Consider the following 10201-nt stretch of genomic DNA (forward strand, 5'->3'; position numbering starts at 1 on the left):
CGCCGGCATGCCGGAAATGGTCGCGCGCTCGCGCGTGTCGGCCGTCGGTTCGAAGATTCGGCGCTCCTGAAGGATCGATACGAGGGCGGTCAAGATGGTCTCCATGGAAATCGTTGGGTGTGGCATGACCGTTGAAACGCAACTTGCATGCCAATTGCGTGGGTCTTCGGCCGGAAAGGCGTGTGTGCACGTCGGCGCGCGGATCTAGACAATTGATCTGCATTGCAGAGCGATGAGCAATCGAACGATCGACGTTCCATTCGGCCTGCACGTTGCGTCGAAATGCAGCAGCGGGTGTTGCAGGCGTCAACACGACGCACGACGAACGACGCACGACGCACGAAGTGCGCGCCGTGGGACTGAGGCCGCGCTATGCGATGAACGATCGCAGCACGCCGAGCGCGTCGGATGCACGAAGGCGCGTCAGTGCCGACGCCTCGATCTGCCGCACGCGTTCGGCGGACAGGTTCATCTGGCGGCCGATGTCGCGCAGCGAGCAGCCTTCGTCCGCGTGCAGCCCGTAGCGCAGCCGGAGCACCATCGCCTCGCGCGGCGGCAACCGGTCGATCGCGGCAGCGATCGTGTTGCGCAACTGGGTGGCGCCGGCGGCGTCCTCGGGCGACGGCGACGACAGGTCCGGCGCGACGTCGGCGAACGTCATGTCGCCTTCCGGCGAAACCGGCAGGTCCGCCGACACCGGTTCCTTCACGATCGCAAGCAGGTCGCGCACCTTGTCGACCGGCTCGCCCATGTGGACGGCCAGTTCGGCGGGCGTCGCAGCCGTGCCCGCGCGTTGCCGATGCTCACGTGCGAGCCGCGTCAGCTTGTTCAGCGCATCGACCGTATGCGTCGGCACGCGGATCGTGCGGCCGAGGTCGGCGAGCGCATGCGTGATCGCCTGCCGGATCCACCAGGTCGCGTAGGTCGAAAACCGGAAGCCGCGCCGGTAGTCGTAGCGCTCGATGGCCTTCAACAGGCCGATGTTGCCTTCCTGGATCAGGTCCGCGAACGGCAGCCCGCGATCGGGATAGCGCTTCGCGATCGACACGACGAGCCGCAGGTTCGCGTCGAACAAGCCCGTTTTCGCCGGCTGCATCGCGCGTTCGATCGCACGGAGCCGGGCATCGAGCGCCGCGGTCGCGCCGGGTGGCAGTTCCGACGCCGGAGCATCGCGCACGATCGCGATGCGTGCGTCGACGAATTCGGCCGCGCGTCGCGTGAGCGTCGGCGCGCAGGCCGGGTGCGCGGCAATGCACGACGCGAGCCAGCCGGCGTGATCGTCGTGGTCCGTCTGCGCGAACGAGGGCGGGACGCCCACGTCGGCCAGCAACCGCGCCAGCCGGCCTCGCAGCGCGCGGTGCCGGCGTGCGCGGTTGCGCAACGGTTCGCTCATCCGTTCGAGTGCGCGGGCGGACAGGCGCAGCGCGCCGAGCAGTGCCGCGGCGTCGCGTACGTGCGCGCGATACGCGGCAGACGCCGTGCCGCCCGAGGCCAGCGCGGCACGAATGCCGTCCGCGAATGCGTCGATGCGGGCGAGCCGTGCCAGTACAGCGTCGCGCCAGGTCGAGTCCTCCGATGGCGCCTCGTCGTCGCGTCCGGGCTCGCCGGCGTCGGCAGGCGAGGCGCCTGCATCGGCGTCAATGGATCGTCGAGCGGCGTGTGTGGCGTCGGCGAGGAAGATTACATAGGTCGATGCGGCGGCTCGGCATTCGGCGATCTCGGTACGAATCGACACGAGCGCGTCGAGCGCGTCGGGATCGCCGCACAGCACCGCGACCGACGCCGCGCGACCACGCTCGATGCGTTGCGCGTATGCGAATTCCTCGTCGCGGGTGAGGAGCGGCGTCGTGCCCATCTCGCGCAGGTACAGCCGGACTGGATCGGTCGTGCGCGGCGCGAGCAGGTCGGCGGCGGTGAGCGTGCTGGCGCCGTCGATCCATGCGCGCGCGGGCGGCGCCGGCCGGAAGTAGCGGTCGAGCGTCCAGCCGCTCGCGGTATCGGCGCTGTCGGACACCGCGATGCCGAGTTCAGCGAGCACGGCGGCGGCCGCGTCGACGTCGCATTCGCTCGCATCGTCGTCGGGCAGCGCGTCGATGATGTCGGCGCGCGTGACAAAGCCGCGCGACAAGCCGGTCGCGATCAGCGCGTGCAGATGCGCGGCCGCGTGCGGCGGCGCGCCGTCGTCGATGCCGGCCGCGGGTGCCGGTGCGTGCCGGGCCGGCAGCCCGTCGCGCGACGCGTCACGCGCGCTTCGCATACACGTTGCACCAGCCGTCCGCCGCGACGAGCTTGCCGGCGAACATCGGACACGTGCCGGCGGTGTCCGCCGCCTCGCCCTTGTAGAAGCGGCAATTGGCACAGCGCTGGCCGGCCTGGTATTTCGGGAACTGCGCGGCGTCGACGCTGGACGCATGCGCGCGATAGCCGAGCGTCTTCGCGGCGGGGTCGTTCTCGTCGACGAGGGGCGGCGCCGCGCATGCGGTGCGTGCGGCGGCGAGCGTCGCGCACAGGCCGATGGCGTGGATGATGAAGGTTCTGCGGGAGGTTGGGTGCGTCACGGTCGTTTCCTGGTGAAGATGATGTCGTGGGGAAGGGCGCGGCCCGCATCGCGTGGCGAAGCCGCTGGCCCGGTGTTACTGGCTTGCGTCCTTGTGCGCGGCGGGCCCGGCGACGAGCGGCGCGGTCGACGCGTGTGCGGTATCGGCCGTCAGCTTGTTCTTGCTGGCGGCATAGCCGTTCGACGCGAGCAGGAAGGCCATCAGGTCCGCGTATTCGTCGTCCTTCAGTTTGCCCGGCTGGTCCGCCGGCATGTTGGTCGCCATGTAGCCGAACACGCCACCGATCGTCAGGTGCGAATGCGAAAACGGCGCGAACGACGGGCCGCTCAACGCGGGCGCGGTGTTGCCTTCGAGATCGGCGCCGTGGCACTTTGCGCACGCATTGCCGTAGATTTCCTTGCCGTGGGCGACCTGGGCAGCGTCGAACGACGGCGCGGCGTCACCGGTGCTCGCGCCGACGCGGATGAAGCCGCCGCCGGCCGGCACATTGCGCGCGCGCAGCAGGCTACCGGGCACGCGGCCTGCGCTCGCCGTTGCGCCGTCGAGGAAACGCGACGGCATGCGCGATTCGTGCGCCTCGAGTGCGCTGCCGGGCAGCGCCCACTTCCGGGTCAGCGCGGCGAGCCGGCCGTTGTTCTTCATTTGCGTGAGTGCCGCGTCGATACGTTGCTGCAACGCGGCCGAGCGCGGCGCGAACGCAAACGTGAGCTGCCATTCCGCATACGGCGACGACGTCGCGCCGATGCGGAACGCCTGTTTTGGATGGGCGGCCTGATACGCGACGACTGCCGGATACCAGACGATCGCGCGATGCGCGCGGCCGCGCGCGACCGCATCGACCGTTTTCTCGGACGTGTTCTCGAGATCGAAGCGCGCGTTCTTCTGTTGAACCGCGATCAATTGCGCGGGGCTCGCGTAGGTCGCCGCGACGATTTCGCGGCCGGTGGCCGGTGCGCCGGCATCGCGGCGCGTGACGCTCACGTAACCCGAACGCAGGTAGCCTTGCGAGAACAGCAGTTTCGTATCGGATGCGTCGGCGATGGCCGAACGCGGAAAGCCGGCGAGCACGTCGCAATCGTGTTCGAGGATGCCGGCGAGTTCGTGCGCGGACACGCCGTCGTCGTCGCTGCCGCCCGCGTCGTGCCCGGAGAAGTTCGCGGCGATGCCGGCCGTGCGGAACGCGTCGCGGGCGACGGCCTTGTCGAGTGCAGCCGTCGGCGTGCCCGGCAGCGAGCAGACGCGCACCGCCGTCGCGGCCGTGGAGAGCGCCGGAATCAGCGCCGTGCTTGCCGCGAGCGCACAGGCCACGGCGAGGCGGGAAAGTCGGATGTTCATGATCGTACGCTCGGTTGAAAATGAGAAAGGGAGGGGCGCCCGCGCCAGTGGCGCGGGCGCAATACGTCTGGCCGGATGCCGATCAGCCGCGGTCGAGGGCGAACACGTACAGCGTGCCGCCGCGCGGCACGTCGTCCGCCGCCTTGGCCATCGGGCCGCCCCAGATCGGATTCGCGCCACCGTAGCCGGCGAGCACCGCTACGTACTCCTTGCCGTCTACTTCAAAGACGGACGGCTGCGCGATGATCCCGCTCGCGAGCTTCGGGCTCTCCCACAGCACCTTGCCGGTGCTGACGTCGAACGCGTACAGGTGGCCGTCGAGCGAGCCGCTGAACGCGAGGCCGCTCGCGGTCGTCGCTACGCCGCCGTTCCACGGCAGCTTGCTCCAGTGGCTCCACACTTTCTTGCCGGTGTTCACGTCGATCGCCTGGAGTTCGCCGTAGCCTTCGCTGCCCGGCTCGGGCTTGATCTCGAAGCCTTCGCCGAGATACGGCAGCCCTTCCATGTAGTTGACCGACTTGCCCGACAGGCTCATGCACGCATGCAGCGCCGGCACGATCGCGAGATGGCGCACGGGGTCGTACGACACCGACCACCAGTTCTTGCCGCCGAGGAAGCTCGGGCACGTGTCGATCGTCGTGCCGACCTTCGGGTACTTCGCGGGATCCTGGATCGGTGTGCCGTCTTCCGTGTAGCCGGTCACCGACGTCGCCTTCACGAACGGCTCCGCATAGATCAGCTTGCCGGTGTCGCGATCGATCGCATGGAAATAGCCGTTGCGGTCTGCATGGATGATCGCGTCGCGCTCCTTGCCCTTGTACTTGATCGTCGCAAGCACGGGTGTGTTGACGCCGTCATAGTCCCACGTGTCGTGCTTCGTGTACTGGTAGTGCCATTTGAGGTCGCCGTTCTTCGGATCCAGCGCGAGCAACGAATCGGAGTACAGGTTGTCGCCCGGGCGCAGATCGGCAAGCCACGGCCCCGGGTTGCCGACGCCCCAGTACAGCGTGCGCGTCGCTGCATCGTAGGTGCCGGTCAACCACGCCGGTGCGCCGCCGTGCGCTTGCATGCCGTCGGGCCAGGTGTCGCCGTGCTTCTCGCCCTGGCCAGGAATCGTGAAGCGCTTCCACAGCAGCGTGCCGTCGTTCGGACTGAGCGCCGCGATGAAGCCGCGTGCGCCGTATTCGCCGCCCGAGCTGCCGACGACGATCGCACCGTCGAGCGCGAGCGGCGCGAGCGAGAACGCGTAGCCGAGCCCCGGTTCGAACATCTGCTTCTTCCACACGAGCGCGCCGGTCTGTGCATCGAGCGCGGCCACCTCGCCGCTCAGCATCGCGACGTAGACGTTCTTGCCGTACAGCGCGACGCCGCGGTTCACAACGTCGCAGCAAGCCGTCTTGAATGATTCGGCACCGAGTTTCGGTTCGTATTTCCACAATTGCGCGCCGGTGGCCGCGTCGAATGCGTACACGTTGTCCTTCGGCGTGGTCACGAACAGGTAGCGGCCGTTGACGATCGGCGTGGCTTCGAAGCCCTGCTTCAACTCGGCGGGAAACTTGTAGCTCCACGCCTGCGTGAGCTGTTTCACGTTCGACGCGTCGATCTGTTTGAGCGGCGAATGCGCCTGGCCGTTGTAGGTGCGGTAGTAGGTGAGCCAGCCCGGATCGCGTTGCGCATCCGTGAGCCGCTGATACGTGACGGCCGGATAATCCGCGGCAGCGTCCACCAGGCCGGGATTCAAGGCGATCGCGGCCGCCGCCGCGATTCCGATCGTTGCCAGTCGGCTCGTCGAAGCCGAGAGTTTTTTCATGGTTGTCTCCAGAGTCATTGTGATCGCACCGCGGCCAACACATGGCCGGGCCGGCAGGGTGGGGATCCGGGTCCAGTGCGCAGCCAGTCACGCAAATCGCATGCCATTGACGCGCGTGCCCTGTCGAGCAAGGCGGAGCAGCCGATCGTGCGCGCCGCGACGACGTGTGCAGCGTGGCGCGGATGATCCCCATGTGTTGCGTTCGGGGACAGCCGCGGGTGGAGTGTTGCGAAACATGACACTGCGGTGCGCGGCCGAAGGCGTCGCCTCGTTGATCCAAATTGACACAGGCGCAACAGGGGTGGCACGAACTGCAACAGATGCGCGGTTGCATATCGATGCGAGGTGGCTTCGATTGGCAGCCAGCCGGGCGTTGCGCATATCGGCATGCTTCTTGCCGTTTGACACGGAAATGATTCCGCGCAGCCAGAGACCACCATGCATCTCCCGATTTTGTCCGATGCCGCTCGCAGGTGCGAGCGCCGCCGCGTGGTCGCACTCGCCTACGGTATCGCGCCTGCCGGCCCGTACGCGGCGACGATCGAGATGCCGCAGGCCGCGCGCGCACGCGAGCCGCTGCGAGCCGTCGCGCTGGCGGTATTCGCCGCCCATGCGGCCATCATGGCCGCGCTGTGGCATGCATGGGCGCCTGATGGACGCTCGACGCTGCCGCACGCACTTGCCGTCGAGGTGGACGCGAGCGAATCCACGCGGGTGGCAGAACCTGGCGCGCATCGGCGGGTGGATGTCGCGACGCAGGGTGCTCGCGAACATATGCCTTCGCATTCGAGCCGCGAAACAGTCGTCCGTCGAGAGGCTGGGCCGAGTGTGGCCGCAACACATCGGGCCGATCTTGCAGGTCCTGCGCAGAAGCTCGCTGCGGCAACTGCGGCGGCGAAGCCGGACAGTGAACGTCGGCGAACCGTGCCGGAGCAGGGACCGGTTCAGCCCGCCCATGACAATGCAGCGGCGGATACCGCGACGGTTGCCGCGCATGCGACGCCGGTCGCGCCGTCCACTGCCGCACCCGAACCCGTTACCGCTCCGCGCTTCGCGGCGGCCTACCTGCGCAATCCCGCGCCCGAATATCCCGACGTCGCGCAGCGGCGCGGCTGGGAAGGCACCACGTTCCTGAACGTGCATGTGCTCTCGAACGGCCGGCCCGACCAGGTGCTGCTGTCGGCGAGCAGCGGACACGACGCGCTCGACGATGCGGCCGTCGCGGCGGTCATGGACTGGCGTTTCGTGCCGGCGAAACGCGGCACGGAATCGATCGACGGCTGGGTCAGGGTGCCGGTCGTGTTCAAACTCGGAAACTAAGGAATCCGTCATGTCAGATTACATCCACTACGCGGTCGTCGGCGCGTTTGCACTCCTCGCGGTGCTGTCGGCGATCACCTGGACGCTGATCGTCGTCAAGACGCTGCTGTATGCGCGCGTCGCGCTCGGCAACCACCGCTTTGCCGCGCGCCGCGGCGAACGCCCGGTGCTGTCGATGCCGACGGACGACGATGCGTCCGCCAGCCTGAACGCGCACCTGCAGGGTGCCTTATGCATCGCATTGCGCGATCTCGACGCGCCGGAGCCGGACGCACCTGCCGCGCTGGTCGCGTGGGATCGCCGCGATCTGCTCGAACGCACGCTCGCGCGCGAGATTCGGCGCGCGCAGCGGTCGCTCGAACGCGGGCTTGCCGTGCTCGCGTCGATCGCGAACGTCGCGCCGTTCGTCGGGCTGTTCGGCACCGTGTTCGGCATCGTCCACACGTTGCAGTCGATGACGGCGTCGGCCACGAACGGCATCGATGCGATCGCGGGGCCGATCGGCCAGGCGCTGGTCGCAACCGGCATCGGCATCGGCGTCGCGATTCCGGCCGTGCTGGCTTACAACCTGTTCCTGCGGCGGCTCAAGACCGTGACGGCCGGGCTCGACGAGTTCGGGCAGGACCTGATCGCGCTGGCCGAGCAGCGGCGCTTCAGGATCGACGCGCCGGCGCATGCCGCGCTCTCGGCCGCGAGCAATGCGGGCGCCGTGCGTCGGGCGGCGGCATGAGGACGGATAACCGCGAAGCCGACGCGGGCGAACCGCTCGGCGAGATCAACGTGACGCCGCTCGTCGACGTCGTCCTCGTGTTGCTGGTGATCTTCATGGTTGCCGCGCCGCTGATGACGCATGCGATCCGCATTGACCTGCCGAAGGCGGCCGCCCCGGCGCGCGACATGCGTGCATCGACCGTCACCGTGACCGTCGACGCGCACGGCGCGGTCCGCATCGACGGCGCGCCGGTCACGCCGGCCGAGGTCGAGGCCGTGCTGGCTCGCCGCGTCGCGCGCGACCCGCGGACGAGCGTCAGCCTGCACGCGGACCGCAACGAGTCGTTCGGCACCGTGGCCGGCGTCATCGCGTCGATTGGACGCGCGCGTGTCGTGCATGTCGCGATCGCGACGGCGGACGGCGATGCAGGTGCGGCGCGATGAGGTGATCGACGTCGGCTGAGACGATCGCCGATGTATCGGTACGGACAACGATATAACGACGCCAAGACAAGAAAAGAGGAGACGTGGAGATGAAGGAAACGGATGGGGCGAAGCGCCGCTTCGTCGCCCGGCGCGCGGGCGTCACGCTGTGCTTCGGCGGCATGCTCGGCGGCTGGCTGACGCCGGCGTCGGCGCAGGTCGAGCCGGCCGGCAACGTCGATGCGCCGACGCTCGCGCCGATCGTCGTCGTCGGCACGACGCCACTGCTCGGGATCGGCACACCGCTGTCGCGCGTGCCGGCCAACGTCCAGACGATTCGCGGCGAGGACATCACGCGTCAGCACGGCGGCGTACTGACCGACTACTTCGAGAAGAATAAAAGCGTGGAATTTCGGATTTGTGCGGTTTGGTCCGGCCTGTTCCGGAGAAGTCTTTAACATACTGAATATTAAAGGTATTTAAGGCTCCATCCGGCCAAAATCAGTGTGTCAGCACTTGCCTCCGCTCGGCTTAACTTGCTGCTGCGGCGTAGGTTTTCGTGCGTTGTACAGAAAACCTACGCCGTGTACTCTATTCCCGGGAAACCAAACGCCGAGGGACTAATGCGCTTTGATGCACGCGTCGCGTCTAAGCTGCCGAGTGGTGAGCACTTGACCTTCGAGAGCTTTCCGGGACTTCGCCTCCAAGCTTCGACGAGCCGCAAGTCGTGGACGTATCGCTACAAGTCACCGATCGATGGCCGCATGCGACAGGTCAAGCTCGGCGAGTGGCCCGCGATGTCATTTGCCGCCGCGATCTCCGCGTGGGAACAGAATCGCATCAAGCGTGATTCTGGCACTGAGCTTTCCGCACGGCATCGAAAGCGGGCAGAGACGACGGCGCGTCGATCACCAACTTCCTATACCGTCAGGGAGCTGTGCCGGGACTACCTCGAAGGGCACGTAGAAGTAAATCGTAAGACAAAGGGTGCGCTTGAGGTCGCACGAATTTTCAAGGCGATGCTCGGGCCTATTGCGGATGCTAGCGCGGCGACCATCACCCGCGCCCAGGCGTTCGATTTCCTCGAGTCGTATCGATCGACGCCTGTACTAGCAGCACGCCTTCGCATGGAGCTTGGCTGCGCCTGGAATTATGGGCTTGATGCTGGCCGCCTTCCCGAAAATTCGGCGAATTGGTGGAAGGATGTTCTAAGAGGGCGATTAAAGAGCAAGGGGCGCAAGATCGATGGGATATACACGGGGACCCAGAAGCGAGTGCTCTCGATTGACGAACTGGGCACATTGATTCGGTGGTTGCCGAATTTCAGTTCGACTGTTGCTGATGCGTTGACGCTCTATCTTTGGACCGGCACGAGAGGCGGCGAGATCGTCGCCATGGAGCGCACCGAGATCGCTGAGGAAGCTGACGGTCTCTGGTGGACTATCCCGAAACACAAGACAAAGGGGCTGAATAACGAAAAGGCAACGGATTTGCGTGTGCCACTCATAGGGCGTGCTGAGGTAGTTGTGCGACGGCGCCTCGATCAGATCAAGGGAACCATGCTGTTCCCTTCATTGAACGGAACGTCGATGAACCAGGCCGTGATCCAGCACGGCGTCTACTACTATCAGCCATATTGCAAGATCGCTCCGGAGTATGACCGGCCGCGTTTGCCCGTCACGCATTGGTCAGCTCACGATCTTCGACGCACTACCCGGACGTTGCTTGCAATGCTGGGATGTCCGAATGATATCGCCGAGTCGGTCCTCGGTCATGTAAGACCCGGAATCATCGGCGTCTACAACCGCCATACCTATGACAGGGAACGGCGCGAGTGGCTCACGCAGTTGTCGCACCGCTTGGAATCGATCTCTGAGACGTATCCCGCGAAGAAGTAGACCGATGATGCCAATAGTTGTAGTCACTGTTCAGCGGTGGAGGAAGATCAGCCCAGGGCGCTTGAATCACGCTGTGACGTCGTGTGAAAGTGGCGCATCAAGCGACCTGATGCCGTCCGGGACCGAGGGGCGCCAGCATATGTCTT

9 protein-coding genes are annotated in these 10201 nt (G+C 66.5%); 5 read left to right on the forward strand and 4 right to left on the reverse strand.

Annotation, left to right across the window (positions count from 1 at the left end; translation table 11 throughout):
* Positions 1–370: 370 nt before the first annotated feature.
* The 4 genes from ACV22W_RS33120 to ACV22W_RS33135 all read right to left on the reverse strand — a co-directional run bounded on the left by ACV22W_RS33120 (position 371) and on the right by ACV22W_RS33135 (position 5703).
* Positions 371–2257, reverse strand: coding sequence for a sigma-70 family RNA polymerase sigma factor (locus tag ACV22W_RS33120; RefSeq protein ID WP_448023745.1), 1887 nt, complete (start codon positions 2255–2257; stop codon positions 371–373).
* Positions 2241–2558 carry a high-potential iron-sulfur protein gene (locus ACV22W_RS33125; protein ID WP_448023747.1) on the reverse strand — a complete coding sequence of 106 codons (318 nt, stop codon included), beginning with the start codon at positions 2556–2558 and terminating at the stop codon, positions 2241–2243. Before ACV22W_RS33125 ends, ACV22W_RS33120 begins: the two co-directional genes overlap by 17 nt.
* 75 nt (positions 2559–2633) lie before the next feature.
* Positions 2634–3893, reverse strand: a complete 1260-nt coding sequence (locus ACV22W_RS33130) for a c-type cytochrome (RefSeq protein ID WP_448023748.1) — start codon at positions 3891–3893, stop codon at positions 2634–2636.
* A gap of 82 nt (positions 3894–3975) precedes the next feature.
* Entirely contained in the window at positions 3976–5703 is a 1728-nt protein-coding gene (locus ACV22W_RS33135; protein ID WP_448023750.1) for a methanol/ethanol family PQQ-dependent dehydrogenase, read from the reverse strand.
* Between the two features lie 546 nt (positions 5704–6249).
* Between ACV22W_RS33135 and ACV22W_RS33140 the strand changes: the two genes are divergently transcribed.
* The 5 genes from ACV22W_RS33140 to ACV22W_RS33160 all read left to right on the forward strand — a co-directional run bounded on the left by ACV22W_RS33140 (position 6250) and on the right by ACV22W_RS33160 (position 10055).
* Positions 6250–7023 (forward strand): energy transducer TonB, encoded by a 774-nt coding sequence (locus ACV22W_RS33140; RefSeq protein WP_448023751.1) that lies wholly within the window; start codon positions 6250–6252, stop codon positions 7021–7023.
* 10 nt (positions 7024–7033) lie between these two features.
* Positions 7034–7753 carry a MotA/TolQ/ExbB proton channel family protein gene (locus ACV22W_RS33145; protein ID WP_448023752.1) on the forward strand — a complete coding sequence of 240 codons (720 nt, stop codon included), beginning with the start codon at positions 7034–7036 and terminating at the stop codon, positions 7751–7753.
* Positions 7750–8178, forward strand: a complete 429-nt coding sequence (locus tag ACV22W_RS33150) for an ExbD/TolR family protein (protein WP_448023753.1) — start codon at positions 7750–7752, stop codon at positions 8176–8178. The genes ACV22W_RS33145 and ACV22W_RS33150 overlap by 4 nt, the downstream gene beginning before the upstream one ends.
* Positions 8179–8267: 89 nt before the next feature.
* On the forward strand, positions 8268–8615 hold the full coding sequence (locus tag ACV22W_RS33155) for a hypothetical protein (protein WP_448023754.1): 348 nt from the start codon (positions 8268–8270) through the stop codon (positions 8613–8615).
* Between the two features lie 165 nt (positions 8616–8780).
* The gene (locus ACV22W_RS33160) at positions 8781–10055 is read left to right on the forward strand and encodes a tyrosine-type recombinase/integrase (protein ID WP_448023755.1); all 1275 of its coding nucleotides are present in this window, start codon (positions 8781–8783) and stop codon (positions 10053–10055) included.
* Positions 10056–10201 lie beyond the last annotated feature (146 nt).

The organism is Burkholderia sp. AW49-1, from assembly GCF_053427845.1.

Excerpts from the sequence above, each read along its gene's own strand:
- ACV22W_RS33120 (WP_448023745.1), bottom strand. The coding sequence starts at position 2,257 with ATGCGAAGCGCGCGTGACGCGTCGCGCGACGGGCTGCCGGCCCGGCAC.
- ACV22W_RS33130 (WP_448023748.1), bottom strand. The coding sequence starts at position 3,893 with ATGAACATCCGACTTTCCCGCCTCGCCGTGGCCTGTGCGCTCGCGGCA.
- ACV22W_RS33135 (WP_448023750.1), bottom strand. The coding sequence starts at position 5,703 with ATGAAAAAACTCTCGGCTTCGACGAGCCGACTGGCAACGATCGGAATC.
- ACV22W_RS33140 (WP_448023751.1), top strand. The coding sequence starts at position 6,250 with ATGCCGCAGGCCGCGCGCGCACGCGAGCCGCTGCGAGCCGTCGCGCTG.
- ACV22W_RS33145 (WP_448023752.1), top strand. The coding sequence starts at position 7,034 with ATGTCAGATTACATCCACTACGCGGTCGTCGGCGCGTTTGCACTCCTC.
- ACV22W_RS33150 (WP_448023753.1), top strand. The coding sequence starts at position 7,750 with ATGAGGACGGATAACCGCGAAGCCGACGCGGGCGAACCGCTCGGCGAG.
- ACV22W_RS33155 (WP_448023754.1), top strand. The coding sequence starts at position 8,268 with ATGAAGGAAACGGATGGGGCGAAGCGCCGCTTCGTCGCCCGGCGCGCG.
- ACV22W_RS33160 (WP_448023755.1), top strand. The coding sequence starts at position 8,781 with ATGCGCTTTGATGCACGCGTCGCGTCTAAGCTGCCGAGTGGTGAGCAC.